Origin of the sequence: Bradyrhizobium genosp. SA-3 (assembly GCF_004212635.1) — a bacterium.
Taxonomy (GTDB): Bacteria; Pseudomonadota; Alphaproteobacteria; order Rhizobiales; family Xanthobacteraceae; genus Bradyrhizobium.
Genome location: NZ_PSRT01000077.1, coordinates 1 through 23,445 on the forward strand (window position 1 = coordinate 1; position 23,445 = coordinate 23,445).

General features: G+C 64.2%; 20 protein-coding genes and 2 pseudogenes. 8 read left to right on the forward strand and 14 right to left on the reverse strand.

Features of this window, described 5'->3' with window-relative positions:
• Together groEL and CWO91_RS25185 are read right to left on the reverse strand one after the other, a co-directional pair.
• On the reverse strand, positions 1–932 hold a 932-nt coding region (gene groEL / locus CWO91_RS25180), incomplete at its 3' end, for a chaperonin GroEL (RefSeq protein WP_130217252.1).
• Positions 933–977: 45 nt separating this feature from the next.
• Positions 978–1,292 carry a co-chaperone GroES gene (locus tag CWO91_RS25185; protein ID WP_091888887.1) on the reverse strand — a complete coding sequence of 105 codons (315 nt, stop codon included), beginning with the start codon at positions 1,290–1,292 and terminating at the stop codon, positions 978–980.
• A 381-nt stretch (positions 1,293–1,673) separates the two neighbouring features.
• Here CWO91_RS25185 and CWO91_RS25190 point away from each other — a divergent pair, with 381 nt between their 5' ends.
• A complete protein-coding gene (locus tag CWO91_RS25190) occupies positions 1,674–1,961 on the forward strand; it encodes an usg protein (RefSeq protein WP_091888885.1) in 288 nt (95 codons plus the stop codon).
• Positions 1,962–1,968: 7 nt separating this feature from the next.
• Here CWO91_RS25190 and CWO91_RS25195 read toward each other — a convergent pair.
• Positions 1,969–4,098 (reverse strand): annotated as a pseudogene (locus CWO91_RS25195) (tetratricopeptide repeat protein).
• Between the two features lie 220 nt (positions 4,099–4,318).
• On the opposite strand from CWO91_RS25195, the gene CWO91_RS25200 reads away from it, so the two are divergent.
• Entirely contained in the window at positions 4,319–4,846 is a 528-nt protein-coding gene (locus CWO91_RS25200; RefSeq protein WP_130217254.1) for a cupin domain-containing protein, read from the forward strand.
• Between the two features lie 142 nt (positions 4,847–4,988).
• Here CWO91_RS25200 and CWO91_RS25205 read toward each other — a convergent pair whose 3' ends face one another.
• Complete coding sequence (locus CWO91_RS25205; RefSeq protein WP_130217256.1) at positions 4,989–6,239, reverse strand: NupC/NupG family nucleoside CNT transporter; 1,251 nt, start codon at positions 6,237–6,239, stop codon at positions 4,989–4,991.
• Positions 6,240–6,411: 172 nt separating this feature from the next.
• Between CWO91_RS25205 and CWO91_RS25210 the strand changes: the two genes are divergently transcribed.
• A complete protein-coding gene (locus CWO91_RS25210) occupies positions 6,412–7,650 on the forward strand; it encodes an MFS transporter (protein ID WP_130217304.1) in 1,239 nt (412 codons plus the stop codon).
• A 124-nt stretch (positions 7,651–7,774) separates the two neighbouring features.
• Here CWO91_RS25210 and CWO91_RS25215 read toward each other — a convergent pair.
• From CWO91_RS25215 to CWO91_RS25235, 5 genes and pseudogenes are all read right to left on the reverse strand, one after another.
• Positions 7,775–8,532 (reverse strand): annotated as a pseudogene (locus CWO91_RS25215) (SDR family oxidoreductase).
• A gap of 24 nt (positions 8,533–8,556) precedes the next feature.
• Positions 8,557–9,315 (reverse strand): proteasome-type protease, encoded by a 759-nt coding sequence (locus CWO91_RS25220; RefSeq protein WP_128932974.1) that lies wholly within the window; start codon positions 9,313–9,315, stop codon positions 8,557–8,559.
• 208 nt (positions 9,316–9,523) lie between these two features.
• Positions 9,524–10,366 (reverse strand): transglutaminase family protein, encoded by an 843-nt coding sequence (locus CWO91_RS25225; protein ID WP_130217258.1) that lies wholly within the window; start codon positions 10,364–10,366, stop codon positions 9,524–9,526.
• 197 nt (positions 10,367–10,563) lie between these two features.
• Positions 10,564–11,508 carry an alpha-E domain-containing protein gene (locus tag CWO91_RS25230; RefSeq protein ID WP_130217260.1) on the reverse strand — a complete coding sequence of 315 codons (945 nt, stop codon included), beginning with the start codon at positions 11,506–11,508 and terminating at the stop codon, positions 10,564–10,566.
• A gap of 4 nt (positions 11,509–11,512) precedes the next feature.
• On the reverse strand, positions 11,513–12,931 hold the full coding sequence (locus CWO91_RS25235) for a circularly permuted type 2 ATP-grasp protein (protein WP_130217262.1): 1,419 nt from the start codon (positions 12,929–12,931) through the stop codon (positions 11,513–11,515).
• Positions 12,932–13,152: 221 nt separating this feature from the next.
• Here CWO91_RS25235 and CWO91_RS25240 point away from each other — a divergent pair, with 221 nt between their 5' ends.
• From CWO91_RS25240 to CWO91_RS25250, 3 genes are all read left to right on the forward strand, one after another.
• A complete protein-coding gene (locus tag CWO91_RS25240; RefSeq protein WP_130217264.1) occupies positions 13,153–13,890 on the forward strand; it encodes a competence/damage-inducible protein A in 738 nt (245 codons plus the stop codon).
• 42 nt (positions 13,891–13,932) lie between these two features.
• The gene (gene gpt / locus CWO91_RS25245; protein WP_128932978.1) at positions 13,933–14,460 is read left to right on the forward strand and encodes a xanthine phosphoribosyltransferase; all 528 of its coding nucleotides are present in this window, start codon (positions 13,933–13,935) and stop codon (positions 14,458–14,460) included.
• A gap of 181 nt (positions 14,461–14,641) precedes the next feature.
• Positions 14,642–15,259, forward strand: coding sequence for a hypothetical protein (locus CWO91_RS25250; protein WP_130217266.1), 618 nt, complete (start codon positions 14,642–14,644; stop codon positions 15,257–15,259).
• A 20-nt stretch (positions 15,260–15,279) separates the two neighbouring features.
• Here the strand turns inward: CWO91_RS25250 and CWO91_RS25255 are convergent, their stop codons facing one another.
• Complete coding sequence (locus CWO91_RS25255) at positions 15,280–16,302, reverse strand: methionine synthase (RefSeq protein WP_130217268.1); 1,023 nt, start codon at positions 16,300–16,302, stop codon at positions 15,280–15,282.
• A 105-nt stretch (positions 16,303–16,407) separates the two neighbouring features.
• Here CWO91_RS25255 and CWO91_RS25260 point away from each other — a divergent pair, with 105 nt between their 5' ends.
• Both CWO91_RS25260 and CWO91_RS25265 read left to right on the forward strand, forming a co-directional pair.
• A complete protein-coding gene (locus CWO91_RS25260) occupies positions 16,408–17,016 on the forward strand; it encodes a 2-hydroxychromene-2-carboxylate isomerase (RefSeq protein WP_130217270.1) in 609 nt (202 codons plus the stop codon).
• Positions 17,016–17,993 (forward strand): NADPH:quinone oxidoreductase family protein, encoded by a 978-nt coding sequence (locus tag CWO91_RS25265; RefSeq protein ID WP_130217272.1) that lies wholly within the window; start codon positions 17,016–17,018, stop codon positions 17,991–17,993. Before CWO91_RS25260 ends, CWO91_RS25265 begins: the two co-directional genes overlap by 1 nt.
• Before the next feature lie 148 nt (positions 17,994–18,141).
• On the opposite strand, the gene CWO91_RS25270 is transcribed toward CWO91_RS25265, so the two are convergent.
• From CWO91_RS25270 to CWO91_RS25285, 4 genes are all read right to left on the reverse strand, one after another.
• Positions 18,142–19,032 carry a crotonase/enoyl-CoA hydratase family protein gene (locus tag CWO91_RS25270; protein ID WP_130217274.1) on the reverse strand — a complete coding sequence of 297 codons (891 nt, stop codon included), beginning with the start codon at positions 19,030–19,032 and terminating at the stop codon, positions 18,142–18,144.
• A 178-nt stretch (positions 19,033–19,210) separates the two neighbouring features.
• Positions 19,211–20,632 carry an amidase gene (locus CWO91_RS25275; protein ID WP_130217276.1) on the reverse strand — a complete coding sequence of 474 codons (1,422 nt, stop codon included), beginning with the start codon at positions 20,630–20,632 and terminating at the stop codon, positions 19,211–19,213.
• Positions 20,625–21,797, reverse strand: a complete 1,173-nt coding sequence (locus CWO91_RS25280; protein WP_130217278.1) for a M20 aminoacylase family protein — start codon at positions 21,795–21,797, stop codon at positions 20,625–20,627. Before CWO91_RS25280 ends, CWO91_RS25275 begins: the two co-directional genes overlap by 8 nt.
• Positions 21,798–21,810: 13 nt before the next feature.
• Positions 21,811–23,316, reverse strand: a complete 1,506-nt coding sequence (locus CWO91_RS25285; protein ID WP_130217280.1) for a M81 family metallopeptidase — start codon at positions 23,314–23,316, stop codon at positions 21,811–21,813.
• Positions 23,317–23,445 lie beyond the last annotated feature (129 nt).

Consider the following 23,445-nt stretch of genomic DNA (forward strand, 5'->3'; position numbering starts at 1 on the left):
TTCTCGAGCTTGATGCCGAGATCTTCCGAGATCGCCTGGCCGCCGGTCAGGATCGCGATGTCCTGCAGCATGGCCTTGCGGCGATCGCCGAAGCCCGGAGCCTTGACGGCCGCGACCTTCAGACCACCGCGCAGACGGTTCACGACCAGGGTCGCGAGGGCTTCGCCTTCGACGTCCTCTGCGACGATGACCAGCGGCTTGCCGGTCTGCACCACGGCCTCGAGCAGCGGCAGCAGCTCGTTGAGCGAGGAGAGCTTCTTCTCGTTGATGAGGATGTAGGCGTCGTCCATCTCAACGCGCATCTTGTCGGCGTTGGTGACGAAGTAGGGCGAGATGTAGCCGCGGTCGAACTGCATGCCCTCGACGACGTCGAGCTCGGTCTCCAGCGACTTGGCTTCCTCGACGGTGATCACGCCCTCGTTGCCGACCTTCTTCATGGCGTCGGAGAGGAACTTGCCGATCTCGGCGTCGCCGTTGGCGGAGATGGTGCCGACCTGGGCGATTTCGTCGTTCGAGGTGACCTTCTTCGAGTTCTTCTGGAGGTCCGCAACCACGGCTTCGACCGCGAGGTCGATACCGCGCTTGAGGTCCATCGGGTTCATGCCGGCGGCCACCGACTTGGCGCCTTCCTTCACGATTGCCGCCGCGAGCACGGTGGCGGTGGTGGTGCCGTCGCCGGCCGCGTCAGCGGACTTGGAGGCGACTTCGCGCACCATCTGGGCGCCCATGTTCTCGAACTTGTCGTCGAGCTCGATCTCCTTGGCGACGGTGACGCCGTCCTTGGTGATGCGCGGAGCGCCGAACGACTTGTCGAGCACAACGTTGCGGCCCTTCGGGCCGAGGGTGACTTTCACCGCATTGGCGAGGATGTCGACGCCGCGCAGCATCTTGTCGCGCGCTTCAACCGAGAATTTGACTTCTTTGGCTGCCATCTGGAATTTTCCTTGAGGTGTTTGACTGGAGGGAAAGAGAGGCTCTTAGGCCGCCTTCTTCTTGGAAGCGGGGACGTCGAGGACGCCCATGATGTCGCTTTCCTTCATGATCAGCAGGTCTTCGCCGTCGATCTTGACTTCGGTGCCGGACCACTTGCCGAACAGCACGCGGTCGCCGATCTTGAGGTCGATCGGGATCAGCTTGCCGGCTTCGTCGCGGCCACCGGGGCCGACGGCGATGACTTCGCCCTGGGAGGGCTTTTCCTTGGCAGTGTCGGGAATGATGATGCCGCCAGCGGTCTTCTCTTCTGCGTCGATGCGCTTGACCACGACGCGGTCGTGAAGCGGACGGAATTTCATGCAGTCCTCCTAAGCAATTGCACGAGTTGAGGATTTTTAGATGGTTAGCAGTCGTTGCCCGCGAGTGCTAGCACGGGCGAGGCAGAAATAGAACGGGAATTTTGCGGGGGCAAGGCCTTCTAGCAAAAAAATTAGCACCCGGAAGCGCGGACTGCCAGAATCTCTTTTCCATCGTTAACGGCGCGCCGGGCCCGTATTAGCACGGAGCTGCATCTGCTGCTAACGCATTGAATTTCAACAGCTTGTTAAACTTTTGGGCTTGAGATGAATTGTCAGTTTGCGTCACATTTCTCTCATGTGAGCGCATCAGTACCGGGTGGCTCGTAAGGCACACACCGACCAGGCCGCCCCTTGAATGCGCTCCTGCAAAGGAGGTTTGGCATGGGACTGAGGAGTGGGGGCGTTTCCGAGGATTTCCGGAAACAGATGCTGGGTTACGGGCTGACGACGGCGCAAATTCTCTATCGGATGCCGGATCATCCCTCGCTGCTCCAGACGTACGTCTGGCAGAACTACGACATGTTTCCGAAATTTCCGGCGCTGAAGGATTTCCTCGCCTTCTGGCAGGAGAAGCTTGACGGGCCCTTATTCTCGGTGACGGTAGCGCATTCCAAGCTGATCAAGCCGGCCGAGCTGCGCGCCGTAGATGGCGTGTTCCGGCTGCATTGAGAAGAGATCAGACGCTGCCGTTGCAATAGCGTTTCCACATCGCGCGATAGGCCTCGTCCACCGCTCGCGTGTATGAGGCAGGATTGCCGGCGGCCGCAGCGTCGATCTGTCCGGGCAGTTCGCGGCGCAACTTGTCGAGGTCGCCGATCTGCGCTGCACCGCTAGCTGCGATTTCGATATAGGCCTCATCGCCATCCGCGACCCAGTTCGGCAGGCCAAGCGCGGTGAGGATGGCGCCGCCGGCACGGCTGGGCAGACTGGTCCCGAGCTTCGCCACCACGGGCACCCCCATCTGTAAGGCTTCCAATGTGCTGACGCCGCCATTCTGTGGGAAGGTGTCGAGCGCAATGTCGACGCGATTGAACGATGCCAGATGTTCGCTTCGCAAGGTGGCTCCGAGCAGATCGACGCGTTCGGCCGGCAATCGGCAAGCTGCAAACCGCGCCAGCAGATTGTCGCGGACCAGTTGATCGTCCAGCGCAACATCCTTGATCAGAAGTCGCGAACCCGGCACCCGCTCGAGAATCCTGGACCAGACTTCCACCGCCTCGTCCGAAATTTTGCTGATGCGGTTGAAGACACCGAATGTGACGAAGCCGTTCGAGAGCGCCGGCGCCTCCGCCCGAGCAATCCCGGCCGGCAGTTGCGCCAGCGTCACGAAGCACGGCAGGTCGACGACGGTCTCCGCAAACAGATGCCGAACCGCGAAAGGAATCGCGACGGGGTCCGAGAACAAATAATCGATCGTTGGCAGCCCTGTGCCAGTGCCGTGGCCCCAACCATGCACCTGGATCGGTGCCGGCTTGCGCGCAAACACGCCGAGCCGGTTTCCTCTAGTATGGCCGGACAGATCGATCAGGATATCGACGCCATCGGCGCGGATCTGGGCGGCGAGGCGATCGTCGGTCCACTGCGAGGCGTCGCGCCAGCGATCGGCGAACCCTTGAAATTCGCTGGTCGTCGCATCCACCTTTGACGAACAAGAGTAGCACACGATCTCGAACTGCGCCCGGTCATGGTGTTGCAGGACTGGCTTGAAAACGAACGCGGCCGAATGCGCGTTAAAATCCGACGAGACATAGCCAAGCACCAGACGGCGATCCAGATCGCGGCCGTTGTCATGCGGTCCCGCCGCTTCTGAAGCGATTTTCGCGCCGATCCGCTCCCACCATACTTGCCGCGCTCGCTGATGCTGCTCAACGCTGGCGTCCGGCACAAAATCGAGCGTGAATATCTTGTTTGAGATCGCGCTCTGGAGGTCAGGCTGGATGTCAAGGGCTCGGTCGAAACTGGCGAGGGCTTCGTCGACTCGGCCAAGTCCGGCGAGACAAAGGCCGAGCACCGAGTGAGCTTGAATGGAATCGGGAGCCATCGCGAGAGCCTTCTCGCAATCGTGCGATGCCTGGGCAATTTGCTGGATCTGGAGCAGGACACCGGCCCGCGCGAGCCACCCATTCGCGTCGTTGGGTGCCAGCGCGATTGCCCGATCGCCGTCTGCCAGGGCTTCGTCAAATCGCTGAAGTTCCCGTAAAGCGATGGCGCGGTTCGCGAGCGCCGCCGCATAGTCGGGCTTGATCGATAGCGCCCGGTCCAAGCTTGCGAGAGCCTCGTCGTAGTTGCGCAGACGGCAGAGCGCCCAACCCCGGCCGTTGTGGGCTTCGGCAAGGTTGCCGTTGATTGCGAGCCCCTTGTCGTAGCTCTCGAGCGCTTCTTGGACGAGATCAAGGGCCACGCTCGCGTTGCCGAGATTGGACAGGGCCAGGGCGTAGTTGGGTCGCAAGGCGAGGGCCTTTCGATAGCTCTCGCGGGCCTCATCGTGACGTCGTAGCCCGTTTAGCGCGACGCCTAGGCTCATATGAGCTTCGGCAGATCACGGATCCACGGCAACCGCCCGGTTCAGCAGAATTTCGGCTTGCTGGTAGTTCTTGGCATCGGACTCCAAAGTGCCGAGCATATGCAGCGCGATGAATTGGTTGGGCGCGAGCTGCAGGAGTTGGCGATAGGCCGCCTGGGCCTCGGGGAGAAGCCCCATCTTGTGCAGCTGGAGTGCGTGCCCGAGCAATGGCAACACTTCGGCCTTTTGCCGTTTCTGAAGCCGGGCATTTTGAAATGCACGCTGACCTACGCTGTTGCCCATGAATCAATTCCCCCAGAATCTCCCGGCAAGATTAATTCAGCGTGAGAACGAATACGAGACGATGGCCGCTCGCCACGACAGCTTGGGACAAGCTACGACCGATCGGGTCGTCGAGTTACTTGCCTTAAGCCCTGCAATTGCTGGCTCGTCCAAGACCGGATAATCTGCCTTCGGGTTGCACCCGTCCGGCGGTGCGCGGCTCAGATCAGGGAGGCAGACAATGGCCAAGCAAAAGGCATCACGACCCGCAACGAAGACCGCGGTGAAGAAGCGGAGCGGCGCCAAGGCAGCGGCGCGATCCTCGGCGCGCAAGGCGGTGAAGGCGAAGGCCCGCACTGCCGCACCCAAGAAGCTCGCGCGTCCCAAGCAGCGCATCGCGATCAGCCATCACCGGGAGGAAGACTTCAAAGCCGACGGCCTGCGCGCCTACGCCAAATACCGCGACCTCGGCATCGCCGAGGCGACCCACGGCCTCGCGCAAGCGCATGTGATCCGCCTGCAAGGCCCCTGCAATCCGGCCGAGGTGTCGAAGCTGCACTTCCACGACGTCGACTTCCAGATGGTCTACGTGCTCAAGGGCTGGGTGAAGACCTACATGGACGGCCAGGGCGAGACCTTGATGAAAGAAGGCAGCGCCTGGACCCAGCCGCCGAAGATCAAGCACATGATTCTGGATTATTCGGACGACGTGGAATTGCTGGAGGTGATCCTGCCGGCGGAATTCAAGACGGTGGAGTTGAAGGCGTAGGCGCTCAACTGTCGCCATTGCGAGGAGCTCGCGACAAAATTGCGAAGCAATTTTGCGCTGATGCGACGAAGCAATCCAAACTGTTTCCGCAGATGCATTTCTGGATTGCTTCGCTTCGCTCGCAATGACGGGCAGAGAGAGCCTACGCCAATACCCCCACCACCGCGCCCATCAGGCACGTCGTCAGCGTGCCGGACACGATCGACTTCAGCCCGAGCGCGTTGATCTCCTCACGTCGCTCCGGCGCCATGACGCCGAGGCCGCCGATCATGATGCCGAGGCTGGCAAAATTGGCGAAGCCGCACATCGCGTAGAGCATGATCAGGCGCGAGCGCGGATCGAGCGTATCGGGTGGCAGCTTCGAGAAGTCGACATAGGCGATCAATTCGTTGAGCACGGTTTTCGTGCCCATCAGACTGCCGGCGGTGACCGCCTGGTCCCATGGCAGTCCCATCAGCCAGCATACCGGCGCCATCACCAGACCCAGCAGCCGTTGCAGTGAGATTGGGGCGCCGCCGATATCAGGCAGCAGGCCGAGGACGGCGTTGACGAGATAGACCAGGGCCACCAGCACCAGCAGCATCGCAACGATGTTGATCAGCAGCTCGATCCCCGCACTCGTCCCTTTCACGATCGCGTCCATCGTCCCGGAGACCTCCATCTCGGGATTTTCCAGCGCGCCGCCGGTGCGCCTGTCTGAGGTCTCCGGCACCATGATCAGGCTGACGAGGATCGCGGCCGGCGCGCCCAGCACGGAGGCGATGACGAAATGCGCGGCCGCATCAGGAATGAGAGGAGCAAGCAGCGTCGCATAGAGCACCAGCACCGTGCCCGCGATGCCGGCCATGCCGCCGGTCATCACCAGGAACAATTCGCTGCGCGTCATCTGCTTCAGATACGGCCGCACGAACAGCGGTGCCTCGACCATGCCGAGGAAGATGTTGGCGGCGGTGGACAGCCCGACCGCGCCGCCGACGCCTAACGTGCGCTCCAGGAGCCAAGCCATGCCCCGCACGATCGGCGGCAGCACCCGCCAGTAGAACAGCAGCGTCGTCAGCACGCTCATCACCAGCACGATCGGCAGCGCCTGGAACGCCAGGATGAAATCGGCGCCCGGCACCTTCACGTCAAAGGGCAGGGGGCCGCCACCGACATAGCCGAACACGAACGAGGAGCCGGCGCGCGAGGCCGCGGAGATCGCACCGACCGCGTCGTTGATGGCGCCGAAGGCGCGCGCGACCACGGGTAACTTCAGGAGGACGATGGCGGTGACGAAGGTGACGGCGAGGCCGATCGCCGCCTGCCGCAACGAGACGGCGCGGCGATTTTCTGCGAGCGCGAAGGCGATCAGCAGCAATGCGAAAATGCCGAGTGCCGATTGCAAGCGCAGCATGATGTCCCCAAAGCCCCCATGATTATGGCCGCGTCTGCGTCGCAAAGGCAATGCCGGGACATGCGGGAGGCGTCCCGCTGTTGACAAGCCGGTCCGCCTCAGTCACGCGGGAGCACGTCGAGACTAGGGGGCGGACGGTCCGAGGGTGACCCAAGAGACGATCCAAGAGGCGATGCCAGAGCAGCCGATACCAGCCAGTCGGCCGGTCAGTGCCTGCGCGCTCCTCGCCCACCGCGCCTTCCTGTTCTTCCTGCTCTCGCGCAGCCTGTCGCGCTTTTCCAGCCAGATCGCGGCGGTCGCGATCGGCTGGCAGATCTACGATCTCACCGGCTCGGCCTTCGATCTCGGCATGGTCGGCCTCGTCCAGTTCCTGCCGACCGCGCTGCTCGTGTTCGTCGCTGGACACGCTGCCGATCGGTACGAGCGCAAGCGCGTCGTCCAGCTCTGCCAGCTCGTGGAAGCGGCGACCGCGCTCTATCTGGCCCTCATCACCTATCTTGGCGCCGTCGGCGAGGTGCAGATCTTCATCGCGACCTTCGTGCTCGGCATCGCCGGCGCCTTCGAGAGCCCGACCACGGCGGCGCTGCTGCCGCTGATCGCACCGCAGGGCTCGCTCCAGCGCGCCACCGCGGTCTCCAGTGGCGCGGCGCAGGTTGCGACCATCACGGGTCCGGCGCTCGGAGGCTTTGCCTATGCGGTGGCGCCGCATCTTGCCTATGCCGTGATGGTGCTGTTCTGGATCCTTGGGATGATCCTGACCGGCTTCATCCGTCCGCGCCCGCAGGCGGTCGCCAAGGAAGGGACGAGTTCGGACAACATCTTTGCCGGTGTTCGCTTCATCCGCGGCAATCCGGCGATCCTCGGCACCATCTCGCTCGATCTGTTCGCGGTGCTGTTCGGCGGCGTCACCGCACTGTTGCCGATCTACGCCCGCGACATCCTCCAGACCGGCCCGGTCGGGCTCGGCGTGCTGCGTGCGGCACCTGCGGTCGGCGCGCTGTTGATGACCATGGTGCTGGCGCGTCACGCCATTTCGCGGCATGTGGGTCTGCGCATGTTTCAGGCCGTGATCGTGTTCGGCGTCGCCACGATCGTGTTCGCGCTCTCGTCCTGGATGTGGCTGTCGGTGCTTGCGCTCGCCGTCTTGGGCGCGGCCGACACGATCAGCGTCGTGATCCGCTTCTCGCTGGTGCAGCTATCGACGCCGGACGAGATGCGCGGCCGGGTTGGCGCGGTGAACTTCCTCTTCATCAACGCCTCGAACCAGCTCGGCCAGTTCGAGAGCGGGCTCACCGCCGCCCTGTTCGGCGCCATGCCCGCCGCCGTGCTCGGCGGCGTCTGTACGGTCGCGGTCGCGCTCTTGTGGATGAAGCTGTTCCCCAGCCTGCGCCAGGTGGAGAGTTTGGAGTAGGGGGCCTCCGCTCTCTCCACGTCATTGCGAGGAGCCCTTGCGACGAAGCAATCCAGAATCTCACCGCGGGGGCAGTCTGGATTGCTTCTCGCAATGACGATTGTGGAGGCGCCGCGTTCTTTAATTACCCCCGCCCGACGAACGGCATCTTGGTCGCCATCACCGTCATGGTCAGCACGTTGGCGTCGAGCGGCAGGCTTGCCATGTAAGCGACGGCATCGCCGACCGCCTTGGCATCCATGCGCGGCTCGTGCTTGGTGGTGCCGTCGGGCTGGAGCACGCCGGGGCCGTTGACCATGCGGTCGGTCATCGGGGTCGCCGCATTGCCGATATCGACCTGGCCGACCGCGATGTCGTACATGCGGCCGTCGAGATTGCTTGCTTTCGTCAGGCCCGTGATGGCGTGCTTGGTCGAGGTGTAGGCCGCCGAGAACGGTCGCGGCGCATGCGCCGAGATCGAGCCGTTATTGATGATGCGGCCGCGCGCGGGGTCTGGTCCTTCATGATCCGGAAGGCGTGCTGCGTGCACAGGAACGGGCCGGTGAGGTTGGTGTTCACCACCGCCTGCCACTGCTCGAGGCTGAGATCCTCGAAGTTCACGGCCGGCGCGCCCATGCCGGCATTGTTGAAGAGCACGTCGAGGCGGCCATAGGTGGCCTTCACCTTGTCGAACAGCGCGGCGATCGAGTCCGGCTTGGTCATGTCGGCGGTGACGCAGAGGCTTTTTCCCGCGGGGCCGAGCTTCGCTGTCTCCTCGAGCATGTCGAGCCGGCGCCCTGTGAGCACCACGGTGAAGCCGGCGTTCATCAGCGCCAGCGACGCCGCACGCCCGACACCGGTGCCGGCGCCCGTCACCACTGCGATCTTCTTTGTTTCACTCATTGTTTCCTGCCTTTTCTTTCGCTGTCAGGTTTTGGGTTCTTTTTCGTTCTTGTAGGGCGGGCGCGGAATGTTCTGATGCGCGGCGCGCAACGCCGCCGACCAGCGCGAGCGCAAATCGTGGAAATAGGGCTCGCCCGCCTCGATGCGGTGATTGAGATCGGCTTCGCAGGCGTCGTTGCGCACCACCAGCACGTCGATCGGCAGGCCGACACCGAGATTGGAGCGCATGGTCGAGTCCATCGAGATCAGGCCGGTCTTCAGCGCCTCGTAGAGCTCGACGTCGTAATGCATGGCGCGGTCGAGCACCGGCTTGCCGTATTTGTGCTCGCCGATCTGCAAGTACGGCGTGTCGGTGGTGCACTCGATGAAATTGCCGGCGGTGTAGATCATGAACAGGCGCATCCGGGAGCCCTTGATCTGGCCGCCGAACAGGAAGGAGACGTCGAAGGAGACATCCTCGGATTTCAGCGCCGGTCCTTCGGTCGCGTGCACCGCCCGGATCGCCCGGCCGATGCGCTGGGCCGCCTGGAACATGGTCGGCGCGTTCATCAGCGTCTCGACCTCGCCCGTGTCGGGGTCCTCCAGGCCTTCGGTCAGCGTCGACAGCACCGACTGGCTGATGGCGAGGTTGCCGGCGCTGGCGATCGCCATGATGCGTTCGCCGGGCTTGGAGAAGATGTGCAGCTTGCGGAAGGTCGAGACGTTGTCGAGTCCGGCATTGGTGCGGGTATCGGCGATCATCACCAGACCGTCCCGAACCAGGATTCCGCAACAATAGGTCATTTCCAGTCCCCGAACGCGTTTGCGCGGAATTACTAGCCAATTTCGGGGGAGCATGAAACCCCCGATTCCCCGAGCCCGGCTGTCATTCCGGGGCGCGCGCCAGCGCGAGCTACGGTGCGCGATTGCGCACCTGAGAATCCATTGGGCCGCAGAGTTAGTGGATGAATGGATTCCGGGCTCGCGACGTTGTCGCGCCCCGGAATGACAGCTAACTCTGCCACTGTGACTGCGATTGCCCGCCGCGGCCGGCCTGCTCGACCTTGACCGCCACCGCCAGCGTCTCCGTGCCGCCGCCGTAGCGGGTGCCGCGCACGGGGGCTGCGCCGAGATAGTCGAGCCCGATGGCGACGCGGACATGGGCGTCGGTGGCGCAGATGCTGTTGGCGGGATCGAAGCCGACCCAGCCGAGATCGGGCACATAGGCCTCCGCCCAGGCATGGCCGGCCTCCTGGTGCACAGTGCCGTCGGAGCGCAGAAAGTGCCCGGAGACGAAACGTGCCGGCACGCCGCCACTGCGCGCGCAGGCGATGAAGATATGCGCGTAGTCCTGGCACACGCCGCGCTTGAGCGCGAAGGCTTCGGCCGCCGAGGTGCCGCTGTTGGTCGGGTCCTCGTCGAAGGTCATGTGATCACTGATTTGCGTCATCAAGGTGTGCAGGAAGCCCAGCGTGTCGCTCTCGGCCTCGCTGCGCAACTGGCGCGCAACCGCGATCATCGCCGGATTGACGATGGTGAGGTCGGTTGCGCGCAGAAACATGCCGGCCGGAAAGCGCTCGTCCGTGCCGCGCAGCACGCCGCCGGTATCGTGGGTCTCGATCAGGCCCTCGGCGGTGATCTTGATGTCACTGAGGGGCCCGCAGGACAGCACATGGGTGACGTTGCCAAACGCGTCCTCGTGGGTGTCGAGCTTGGTGTCGGTCGAGACGTCGATCTGCCATTCCGCCACGTATTGCCCGTCATGGCTGCCGGGAGTCATGCGCAGGATCTGGATCACGCTGCTGGCCGGCGGCTCGTAGCGATAGGTCGTGGTGTGCTGGATTCGCAGGCGCATGGTGGACCGTGTCGTTAGTGGTTTAGGCCCGACTGTCGCCGCAAAGAAGCTCGTCATGCCCGGGCTTGTCCCGGGCATCCACGTTCTTCTTCGTCGCGCGAAAGCAAGTACGTGGATGCCCGGGACGTCTAGCGCGAAGACGCGCTTCGCGCTGTAGCCCGGCCATGACGGTATCCCATTTCGTCAGTCGGGGAACATCAGATCAAATACTGCTTCGTGATGATTTCGCCCAGCCTGGAATTGTCCGCGATGAATTCCTGAATGAATTCATGCACGCCGTGCTGGAAAATGTCGTTCATATTGCTGTGTTCCAGCCGGTTGCGGATGCCGCGGGCGTGGCGCTGGGCCGGGCCCTGGCGGCCATAGGCGACGCCAATCTGGTCGAGGTTGCGCACGAGATTGCCGTAGCAGCTTGCTAGCGAGCGCGGCAGCGTGTCGTTGAGGATGAGCAGGTCTGCAATCAGCCACGGTTTCAGGGTCTCGCGGTAGACCCAGTGATAGGCGGTCAGCGCCGAGACCGAGCGCAGGATCGAGCTCCACTGATAGAAGTCGAGCGGGCCGCCGACATGCTCCTCCTCGGGCAATAGCACGTGATACTTCACATCGAGGATGCGCGCGGTGTTGTCGGCGCGTTCGAGATGCACGCCCATCCGCGAGAACCAGTAGGCGTCGTTGCGCAGCATGGTCCGGTAGGCCGAGCCGTCGAAGCGCAGCGAGGTCTCCTGCACGAAGCGCAGGAATTTGGCGAGGTCCTCGCGCGTCGAGGTGCCCTTGCTCCAGACCGCCTGAAGCTCGATCCAGGCCGAGTTGATGGTGTCCCACATCTCGCTGGTGAGCGCGGTGCGCACCGAGCGCGAGTTCAGCCGCGCCGCCTCGATGCAATTCCTGATCGAGGACGGGTTGTCCGCCGAGAACGAGAGATAGTCGACGACGTTGTCCTCGTTGGCTTCCTCATATTGTTGATAGAAACTTGCGGCGACGCCGGCGGTGAGCAGCGCCGAGTCCCATTCATTGGTCTTGCCGATATAAGCGGCGGGAAGCGCGGTGACGCGCAGCGTCGCATCGATGGTGCGCGCGAGATACTCGGCCCGTTCGACGTAGCGGGCGAGCCAGTAGAGGTTTTCGGCGGTACGCGACAGCATCTCTCTACTCGTCCAAAATCCAGGTGTCTTTGGTGCCGCCGCCCTGGCTCGAATTTACCACCAGGGAGCCTTCCTTCAGTGCGACGCGTGTCAGCCCGCCCGGCACGATCGTGGTGCGCTTGCTCCCCGTCAGCACGAAGGGCCGCAGGTCGACATGGCGTGGCGCGAGACCTGACGCCGTGCAGGTCGGGCAGGTCGAGAGCGCCAGCGTCGGCTGTGCGATGAAGCCTTCCGGCTCACGCTTCAGCTTCTCGCGGAAGGCTTCGATGGTGGCCTTGGTCGCCGCGGGGCCGATCAGCATGCCGTAGCCACCGGAGCCATGGACTTCCTTGACGACGAGCTCGCCGAGATTGTCCAGCACATAGGCGAGATCCTTCGGCTCGCGGCAGCGCCAGGTCGGCACGTTCTTCAGGATCGGTTCCTCGCCGAGATAGAATTTCACGATATCGGGCATGTAGGAGTAGATCGCCTTGTCGTCGGCGATACCGGTGCCGACCGCGTTGGCGAGCGTGATGTTGCCGGCCGCATAGGCCGACATCAGGCCGGGCACGCCGAGCACGGAATCGGGGCGGAAGGTGAGAGGATCGAGGAAGTCGTCGTCGACACGGCGATAGATCACGTCGACCCGCTTCAACCCTTCCGTGGTCCGCATGAACACTTCGTTGTTCTTGACGATGAGGTCGCGCCCCTCGACCAACTCGATGCCGAGCTTGTCGGCGAGAAAGGAATGCTCGTAATAGGCCGAGTTGTAGACGCCGGGCGTGAGCAGGGCGACGGTCGGCTCGCCCGAGGCGCTCTGCGGCGCGACCGAGCGGAGCGCGGCGAGCAGCTCGTCTGGATAGCGTTCGACCGGCGCCACCCTGTGGCGAGCGAACAGATCCGGAAACAGCCGCATCATGATCTCGCGGTTTTCCAGCATGTAGGACACGCCCGAGGGCGTCCGCGCGTTGTCCTCGAGCACGATGAAGTCTTCTGCGTCGACCCGGACGATGTCGATGCCGGCGATGTGCACGTAGACGTCGTGTGGCACCTGCTGGCCGTTCATCTCGGGACGGAACACCGGGTTCTGGAAGATCAGATCGTCGGGCACGATCTCGGCGCGAAGAATGTCGCGGCCATGATAGATGTCGCGCAGAAACATGTTGAGCGCGCGCACGCGCTGCTTCAGGCCCTTCTCCAGCAGCGCCCATTCCTTGCCGGACATGATCCGCGGGATCACGTCGAACGGGATCAGGCGCTCGGTCGCCTCGGCTTCGCCATAGACCGCAAAGGTGATGCCGATGCGGCGAAACAGGAGCTCCGCCTCCTGGCGGCGATATTCGAGCGCCTCGGGAGGCGTCTCCTTGAGCCAGCGCGCCAGCTCCTGATAGGCAGGGCGAAGGTCCCCGCCGGGAATATTCATTTCATCAAACGCGACTGCCATAGATCCCGACTTGTCTCCCTGGCCATGCGGCAAGAGTGCATGACTTTCATGTGGTAGCAAGGGGCGGGCCAGCGCGATAAGCATGGAGGATGGGCATTTGCCGGGGATGCCCGGCGGCTTGCCTGAAAAAATGGCTGAGGACTGCTTATTTCGGCAGCAAAACCGCGTGACTTGAACGCGTTACCTCGGCAAAGTCGGCGCCACAGGTGAGGGACAGTTTTATGAGCGAGATCGTCACGGCGGGCATTCTGGTCATTGGGGACGAAATCCTGTCCGGCCGGACCAAGGACAAGAACATCGGCTTCATCGCCGAATATCTGACCAATATCGGCATCGACCTGAAGGAAGTGCGGATCGTCTCCGACGAGGAGGACGACATCATCGCCGCGTTGAATGCACTGCGGCAACGCTACACCTATGTCTTCACCACTGGCGGCATCGGCCCGACCCATGACGACATCACTGCCGACAGCGTCGCCAAGGCCTTCGGTGTCGGCATCGATCATCATCCGGAGGTGGTCGCCCGCTTCCGCGAGCGCTGGAGCGAGCAGGATCTCAATGAGGCCCGGTTGCGCATGGCCCGCATCCCCGATGGTGCCGAGCTGATCCAGAGCGCGACCATCCTCGCCCCCGGCTTCAAGATCGGCAATGTCATCGTGATGGCCGGTGTGCCCTCGATCATGCAGGCGATGATGGACATCGTCTCGCCCAAGCTGAAATCCGGCGTGCGCATGCTCTCCGAATCGGTCCGCGCCAATGCGCGCGAGGGTGACATCGGCAGCCCCTTGCGCGCGATCGCGGCCGCCCATCCCGACACCATCATCGGCAGCTATCCCTTCATGGACGAAGCGCAGAGGCCCAACACCAATCTCGTGGTGCGCTCGCGCGATGCGGACAAGCTCGCGGCGGCGATGGCGGCGGTGAAGGAAATGCTGGCGGGATTGAACATCACCCGCTAAAGCGCCCGGCTTGCTGGACGTTTTACGAAGCAGGAGACGACAATGGCTGGTGAAGCACCGGAACTGAGCGCGCAGGAGCGGGCGGGCAAGGCCTTCCCGGTCTCGTGGGACCAGTTCCACCGCGATTGCCGGGCGCTGACCTGGCGGCTCAACGAGGTCGGCCCGTTCCATGCGGTGATCGCGATCACCCGTGGCGGCCTGGTGCCGGCCGCGATCGTGGCGCGCGAGCTCGGCGTGCGCGTCATCGATACGGTCTGCATCGCCAGTTACGAGCATAACAAGCAGGGTGAGCTCCAGGTCCTCAAGGGTATTTCCGAGGCGGCGATGAAGCTCGGCGGTGGCACCGGCAAAGGGCTGTTGATCGTTGACGATCTCGTCGACACCGGCAAGACGGGCAAGCTGGTGCGCGAGATGCTGCCCGATGCGCATTTCGCCACGGTCTACGCCAAGCCGATGGGCCGTCCGCTAGTCGACACCTTCATCACGGAAGTATCACAGGACACCTGGATCTTCTTCCCCTGGGACACCGCGCTGTCCTACCACCCGCCGCTCCGCGACGGGGCGGCGTGAGTTTTCTCCACCTCGCCCCGCTTGCGGGGAGAGGTCGCGCCGAAGGCGCGGGTGAGGGGGACCCTCCGCGAGTCCTACTGTCACCGAATTTGCGGAAGCAGCCCCTCACCCCCGACCCTCTCAGCGCGAGCGAAGCTCGTCGCGGCCCCGTAAGAACGGGGAGAGGGAGTGGACCCGCACTATGCCCCTGCAAAACCGCGTCACGCCGACAGGCGACATCATCGCCACCCCGCATCGTGGCCTGTTCACCGGCAACCGCGGCATCATCCATGATCCCGCGACGAAGACGCTGCTGAAGAAGCGCTGGTCATCGCCGGCCTGGCTCACCTGCACTTGCGAATTCCGCGGCCGGCGCCGCGAGGTGATGGCACAGCGCAGCTGGACCGAGCTGTTCTTCCTGGACGAGGCCACTGCGCTCGCTGCCGGCCATCGCCCCTGCTTCTATTGCCGCCGCGACGATGCCAATCGCTTCCGAGCCGCATGGGAGAAGGGCAATCGCGTGCACGGCGTCCGCATGCACGACATCGACACGGTGCTGCATCACGAGCGGCTCGATCACGGCAGGAAGCGGCTGCACGCGCTGCTGGTGCCGCTGGACCAGCTTCCCGAAGGTGCGATGGTTCAGCAAGGCGAAGAGAGTTTTCTGGTGACGCAGGGCAAGGCGCTGTTGTGGTCACCGGCGGGCTATAGCGCGGTCGAGCGTCAGCTTGGCGAAGCGGCGTTGCTGACGCCGCCCTCAACGCTGCGCACATTGAACTCCGGCTACGCGCCAGTGTTGCATCCGACGGCGCTGCCTTAGCGCAGCGCCCGCCCTTGCCATCACCCGAGTTTCTCGCGCGCCAGCGCCGCACCGGCGCCGAGCGCCATCAGCTTGGCTTCCGCGATCTCCCGGCGCATCGGCGCCATGCCGCAATTGGTGGTGGCGATGATGTTGCTCTTGGGCAGGAATTTCGAGACCGCCTCGATCACCTCCACGACGTCCTCGGCGGTCTCCACCGTGTCGCTGGCGACGTCGATCACGCCGGCCTGCACGATCTTGCTCTTGAGCAGCGCCAGCAGGTCGAGCGGCACCTTCGAATTGCGGCACTCGATCGCAACCTGCTGGATCGGGCTCGCATCGATCGCCGGGAAGATCTGCTCATACTGCCGCCACTGGCTGCCGAGCGTCTCCTTCCAGTCGGTGTTGGCCTTGATGCCGTAGCCGTAGCAGATGTGCACGGCGGTGGCGCAGCTGAGGCCCTGCGCCGCGCGCTCCAGCGCCTTGATGCCCCAGTCGTTGACCTCGTCCATATAGACGTTGAAGGCGGGCTCATCGAACTGCACGAGATCGACGCCGTCGGCCTGGAGCGCCTTGGCTTCCTCGTTCAGGAGCTCGGCGAAGGCGAACGCCATCTTGACGCGGTCGCCGTAATAACGGTCCGCAATCGTGTCGATGATGGTCATCGGGCCGGGCAGTGTGAATTTCAGCTTCTTCTTCGTGTGCGAACGCGCGACGCGCGCCTCGTCGGCATGAACGCGGCCCTTGAGCCGGAGCGGGGCGACCACCTGCGGCACCATCGCCTTGTAGCGGTCCTTGCGGATGCCCATCTCGACCTTGTGGGCGAAGTCGATGCCTTCGATCTTCTCCAGGAAGCCGTGCACGAAATGCTGGCGGGCCTGCTCGCCCTCGGTGACGATGTCGATGCCGGCGTCCTCCTGGATCTTCAGCCAGATCAGTGTCGCGTCGCGCTTGGCGCGCGAGAGCTCTTCGCCCTGCGACTTCCAGGGCGCCCAGAGCATGTTGGGCTCGGCGAGCCATTCCGGCTTCGGCAAGGAGCCGGCGATCGTGGTTGGAAACAGCATGGCGGCCTCCCGGCGGGTTGTGTTGCGCCCCTTCCTGCCATGTCTTAACGTCGAGGTACAGAACGACAAAAGTCGTCAAACCCGCGACGCCGGACCGGAAACGCCATGATCGAATTCTTCTTCGACTGTTCCAGCCCCTGGACCTATCTCGCCTTCCACAACATCCAGCCGCTCGCGAAAGAGCTTGGCGCGGAGATTATCTGGCGGCCGATCCTGGTGGGTGGCATCTTCAACACCGTCAATCCGAGCGTCTATGCGCAGCGGGAGAAGCCGGTGCCGCTGAAGGCGCGCTACATGAAGAAGGACCTCGCCGACTGGGCCCGCTCGGCAGGCCTGTCGATCAAGATGCCGCCGACGGTGTTTCCGGTGAACAGCGTCAAGGCGATGCGTGGCTGCATCTGGCTCGGCAAGGACATGGTGCCGTTCGCCACCGCCGTGTTCGAGGCCTATTGGGGCGAGGACAAGGACATCTCGCAGGACGCGGTGCTGGCCGACATCTGCAGGAAGGTCGGCCTCGACGAGCAGAAATTCTTCGCCGGCATCGCAGAGCAGGGCATCAAGGACCAGCTCAAGGCGAATACGGAGGAGGTCGTCGCGCGCGGTGGGTTCGGCTCGCCGACCATCTTCGTCGGCAAGACCGACATGTATTTCGGCAACGACCGTCTGCCGCTGATCCGTGAGGCGCTGCAGCGTCAAAAGGCGAGTGCGGCCTGATGGTGCGCGCTGTCGTCTGCCGCGCGCTCGGGGCGCCCGAGACATTGCGGCTGGAAGAGTTTCCGTCGCCGCCGCTTGGGCACGGCGAGGTGCGCGTTGCGATCCGCGCCGCCGGCCTGAACTTTCCCGACGTGCTGATGGCGGCGGGCGAATATCAGCTCAAGCCGGAGCTGCCGTTTACGCCCGGCATGGAAGCTGCCGGGGACGTCATCGAAGTGGGGGCCGACGTGAGGGGCGTTGCCGTCGGCGACAAGGTCATCGTGAAGATGCGCCACGGCGCCTTCACGGATGAAGCCGTGGTGACGCCGTCGCAGCTCACCGCTAAGCCGTCCACGTTCGACTATGCGGAGGCTGCGACCTATCTCGCCGGCCACGGCACGGCCTATCATGCGCTGATCGATCGTGGCCGGGTCGCGCCGGGCGAGGTGCTGCTGGTGCATGGCGCCGGCGGTGGCGTCGGCCTTGCGGCCGTCGAGATCGGCAAGATGCTGGGCGCGACCGTGATCGCGACTGCCTCCAGCGACGAGAAGCTTGCGATCGCGAAATCGCGCGGCGCCGATCATCTCGTCCGCTACGATCGCGAGCCGTTTCGCGATGCCGTCAAGCGCATCACCGACGGCCGCGGCGCGGACGTCGTGTTCGATCCCGTCGGCGGTCAGGTTTTCGAAGACTCGATGCGTTGTATCGCCTGGGGCGCGCGGCTTCTGGTGATCGGCTTCACCGGCGGCATCGGCTCGGCAAAGACCAATCTGCTGCTGATCAAGGGCGCCAGCGTGCTAGGGGTGCGCGCCGGCGAAGCGGTGCGAAGAAATCCCGCGCTCGGGGAGATTCGCCTGAAGGCGCTGCTGCAATGGGCGGAGGAGGGCAAGCTGCGCCCGAACGTCTCGCATCGCCTGCCGCTGGAAGACTATGCAAAGGCGATGCGGTTGTTGATCGACCGCAAGGCGATTGGGCGCGTCGCGCTGGTGATGGATTGACGGTGTTGTAGGTGCCGTAGGGTGGGCAAAGCGACTTGTCCGCCGTAGCTCGGAGAGCGAAGGCGGAAGCGTGCCCACCATTCTGGTTTCGGTTGCTGGTAGATGGTGGGCACGGCGCAAGAGCGCCTTTGCCCACCCTACGAGAGCGCTATTTGTACTCCCGCTCGGTCCACCACGGGAAATAGTCCGGCATATCGCTGGACACCTTGTTCTTGAATTGCGCCGGACGCTTCTCCAGGAACGACACCACGCCTTCCTTCACATCGTCGGAGCGGCCGCGGGTGTAGATGCCGCGGCTGTCGACCTTGTGGGCCTCCATCGGATCGTCTGCGCCCATCATGCGCCACATCATCTGGCGGATCAGCGCGATCGAGACCGGCGCGGTCTTGGCGGCAAATTCCTTGGCAAGTGCGCGCGCGGTTGGCAGGAGATCATCGGGCGAGACGACCTTGCTGACGAGACGGCCGGAGAGCGCTTCCTGCGCCGGGAAGACGCGGCCCGAATAGCACCATTCCAAGGCCTGCGAGATGCCGACGATGCGCGGCAGGAACCAGCTCGAGGCGGCCTCCGGCACGATGCCGCGCTGGGAGAACACGAATCCGAAGCGCGCGGCATCCGAGGCGATGCGGATGTCCATCGCCAGCTGCATGGTGACGCCGATGCCGACCGCGGGACCGTTCACGGCGGCAATCACCGGCTTCAGGCATTTGAAGATGCGTAGCGTGACCTGACCGCCGCCATCGCGCACCTGCGGATCGCTGTAATCGACCTTGCCGTCGGCGAACCGCTTCACCGGGCCACGCCGCGCGTCGCGGTCGAATGTGTCAGCGCCGGACGAAAGATCGGCGCCCGCGCAAAATCCGCGGCCGGCCCCGGTGACGATGATGGCGCGGACATTGTCGTCCTTGTCGGCGGCGTCGAACGCGTCGATCAGCTCTGCTTGCATCTGCGCGTTGAAGGCGTTGAGCTTGTCGGGCCGGTTCAGCGTAATGGTGAGGATCTGCTCGGCGACCTCGTATTTGATCGTCTCATACGCCATGGCGGTTTCCTTCCCTGGTTTCTTTGTCGTTCTCTCTAGCACGTCATTCCGGGGCGCGCGAAGCGCGAGCTACGGTGCGCAATTGCGCCTGAGAATCCATCTCTCCGCACCAGTTGTGCCGATGAATGGATTCCGGGCTTGCGCCAAGAGGGCGCAACCCGGAATGACTGAACTGCTGCTATTTTGCCGGCGGACTTGGCCAGGGCTGCTGCGGGCCGCGCAGACCTTCAAAGGCCTTGGCCATGCCGAGCACGCCGATATCGTCGAAGCGGCGGCCAACGATCTGCACGCCGATGGGAAAACCCTTGGCATCGAAGCCGCCGTTGAGGGAGATCGCGGGGTTCTCCGACATATTCCACGGCACGGTATAGGCGATGTGCTCGAACGGCTTCATCGGATCGTTGGTGGGCGAGGCCCATTCCGCGGGGTAGTTCACATTCGGGGCGGTCGGCGAGATCACATAGTCGATCTCGCAGAACAGTTTTCCTGCGGCTGCGCGGATCCCCATGGTCTGGTTGAAGCCGCGGATGACGTCGACGCCGGACAGTTTTGCGCCGGAATTGCCCCACTTGAAGATATAGGGCAGCACCTTGGCCTGCTCGGGCGGCGTCAGCTTGGACAGATCGTCCCACATCCGTGCACGCCAGAAATTGTCGAGGCCGTCGAGCATCTCGCGCGTGAGAATGCCGTCGACCTCGGTGACGACGGCGCCGGCGGATTCGAACGCCTTGGCCGCCTTCACGGCGACCTCGCGCACCGGCTTGTCCAGCGGCAGGCCGACGCCGGGATCGAGCATCAAGCCGATGCGCAGTTTGCGCGGAGACTTCCCCAGCCCCTTCCAGTTGAGGGGCTCGGCCGGCAGGCTCATGCCGTCGCGCCGGTCGGGCTTGGCGATCGCGCTCATCATCAGCGCGCAATCATCGACCGTGCGGGTCATCGGTCCGGCGACGCGGCCGACATAGGTGGGGTCGATCGGCACGCGGCCGAAGCTCGGCTTCAGCCCGACGAGGCCACACCAGCCCGCGGGCAGGCGCACCGAGCCGCCGATATCGGTCCCGAGATGCAGCGGACCATACCCGGCTGCCGCGGCAGCACCGGCGCCCGCGCTGGAGCCGCCGGGGTTCTTGGAGAGGTCCCAGGGATTGCGCGCGAGCGCGTGGAAGCTGGAGAGACCGGAGGACAGCATGCCGTAATCGGGCATGGTGGTCTTGGCGAAGATGATCGCACCGGCCTCGCGCAGCCGCGCGGCGGGAGGCGCGTCCTTCTCGGCCGGCACCAGCTTGACGCTGGCTGCGCCCAGCGGCACCGGCACGCCCTTGGTTGCGATATTGTCCTTCACCGTGACAGGCACGCCGTCGAGCGCGCCGGACGGCTCGCCGCCGCTCCAGCGCGCGGTCGAGGCCTTCGCGGCCTCGCGCGCGGCCTCGGGGTCGAATGCATAGAGCGCTTTCAGATGCGGTTCCCACGCCGCGACGTGCGCAAGCACGTCCTCCAGCACCTCGCTCGGCGAGAACTGCTTGGCGCGATAGCCCGCGATCAGATCGACCGCGGACAGATCATGCAGGGAGGTGACCGTCTCTTCGGCGCTCTTTTTATGCATGGCTACCCACCGGCATGCGGGTCTCGATGATGCGGGCGAACATGCTGGCGCCGATCGGCAGGATCTTGTCGTCGAGCACGAAGCCGGGATTGTGCACGGGCACCGAGCCGTCGTGGCCAACCCAGAAATAGGCGCCGGGAATGGTCTGCAGCATGTCGGCAAAATCCTCGCTGCCCATCTTCGGCTGGGCGCGGGTGATCACGTTGGCGGGATCGACCACTGTGCGCGCGACCTCCTCGACCACCTTGGACTGCTCAACCTGGTTGATCAGGACGCCAAAAGTGTCGCGGATGTCGGCTTCGATCGTGCACTGGAACGCAGCTGCTATGCCGGCACAGATCGTGCGGATGCGCTCGCTGATCAGGGCGCGAACTTCGTCCGAGAAGGTGCGGATGGTGCCGCAGAGATGCGCTTCGCCGGGGATGACGTTGTAGGCGGAGCCGGCATGGATCTGCGTGATCGAGATGACGGCGGCCTGCAGCGGCTCGACGTTGCGGCTGACGATGGTCTGGATCGCCTGCGCCAGCGTGGTCGCGATGATCACCGCGTCCTTGGAGCGCTCGGGCATCGCGCCATGCGCGCCGTAGCCGGTGATGCGGAGGTCGAAGAAATCGGCGCTGGCCATCGCCGGGCCCGGCAGGATCGCGATCTCGCCGTGGTTGAGGTCGGGCGCGTTGTGGAGCCCATAGAGCTCGTCGCAGGGGAATTTCTCGAACAGGCCGTCCTTGATCATCGCGCGGGCGCCGCCAAGGCCTTCCTCGGCCGGCTGGAAGATCAAATGCACGGTGCCGTCGAAATTCCGGGTCTCGGCGAGATAGCGCGCGGTGCCGAGCAGCATGGTGGTGTGGCCGTCATGGCCGCAGCCGTGGAAGCGGCCGGGGATTTTCGAGCTCCATTTCAGATTGGTGTTCTCCTCCATCGGAAGCGCGTCCATGTCGGCGCGCAGGCCGATGCGCTTGCCGCTCGAACCCTTGCCTTTGATGACGCCGATCACGCCGGTGCCGCCGAGGCCGCGATGCACCTCGATGCCCCAGCTCTTCAGCTTGTCGGCGACGATGCCGGAGGTGCGCACTTCCTCGAAGCCGATCTCGGGATGGGCGTGGAGGTCGCGCCTGATAGCAGTGAGTTCGTCGGCATAGCCGTCGATGCGCTCGATCGTGGGCATGTGTCCTGTCCGGTTAGCGTGATGGGGGATGGAAGGCGGGGCCGTTCGGCTTGATGCGGATGCCCGTGCGCAGGCGCGTCCAGGGCAGGGTGGCGGTATCGGCCGGCATCGCGCCGGGGGCGGCGCAGATCAGCAGCTTCTCGGCGATCGGCTCGAAATCGGCGCGGAAGTGCACCGAGCTCTTGTTGACCAGGATCTTCTCTCGCGTCGGCTCGATGCCGACATAGCGGTACATCGCCTGGTCGGCGAGCTGCGCCTTGTGCGAGGAGACGACGACGCGGACGTCGCCGATGCGCAGGCACGCGGAGGGACCCATCTCCATCTCGCGGCCGCCGTAATAAGGACCGGGCGCGACGAAGCGGCCGTCGGACAATTTCTCGACCACGAAGGTCTCGCGATAGGGCTCGTCGCCGGGGATGCCGGATTTGCCGCCAAGCGACAGCGTCACGGTGGCGCCGACGCCGGCTGCATGCGCCGCCTTGGCCGAGACCGGATCGTAGATCGCCCCCGTCGCGGCGCTTGCCTTGTTGCGTACCAGCGCGCGCAGCATGCCTGTGGTGTCGGAATCCCCGCCAGCGCCGGGATTGTCCTGGGTGTCGGCGATGATGATCGGCTTGCTCGCGCTCCTGGAAAGCTCCATTGCATGGCGCACGCATTCGTCGGGCGACCAGATCTTGCCGTCGAAATCGTCCTCGTGGCTTTCGATCAACTTGAGAAGCGCATCCGCCGCGCGATCGGCGTCCGCTTGTGTCTTGCCATAGGCAAACACGCTCGGCCCGCAATCGCGGAAATCGGCCGCGGGGAAGCCCGGTGCGAAGGAGAGCGTCGGAATCGTATCGCTCTCCAGCGCGGCGAGCTTTTCGTAGATGCCTCGGGTCGGCTGGTCGTTGGTGCACTGCCAGCTGATCGGGATCAGGAACGGCAATTGCAGGAACGCCTTTGCGAAGCGCTGCTTGGTCTTCAGCAGCAGCGCCAGATGTCTTGCGCAGGCGCGGCCGGTCGCAGCCATGTCGATGTGCGGATAGGTGCGGTAGGCGATCAGCGCGTCGGCATGCTCGATCATCTCGGGCGTGACGTTGGCGTGCAGGTCGAGGCTCGCGACGAGCGGAACATCCTTGCCGATGACGCGGCGCACGCGCGCCAGGATCTCGCCTTCGCCGTCGTCGAGGTGCTCGGTCACCATCGCCCCGTGCAGGTCGAGATAGACGGCATCGAGCGGACCGGCGGCTGCGATGCCGTCCACCATGACTTTCACGATGCGCTCGAAAGCATCCTTGGTGACATGCGCCGACGGGCTCGCACCGCAGGCGATCGTTGGAGTGAGTTTCCAACCGTTCACTTCAGCGCTGTCGACGAAGCCGGCGAGACCGACATTGATGCGCCGCATCACCTTCAGCACGTCGGAACCTTCAGTCATCGCCGGCCAACCGCCGCCGTGCTGGAAGTCCGCGAACGTCGCCTTCGTCGGAGCGAAGGTGTTGGTCTCGTGCAGGAAGCCGCCGACGGCGATGCGTGTCATTACTCAGTCCAGCCCATTGAAAGTGCGCGACGTTAGCCTCTGCTTTGCTGCGAGAGCAAGGTGGGAAGCAATCGCGCCGTGCATAGGGTCAGATCGTTTTGGGAATGCTGCGGATGCGTATTGTTTGAG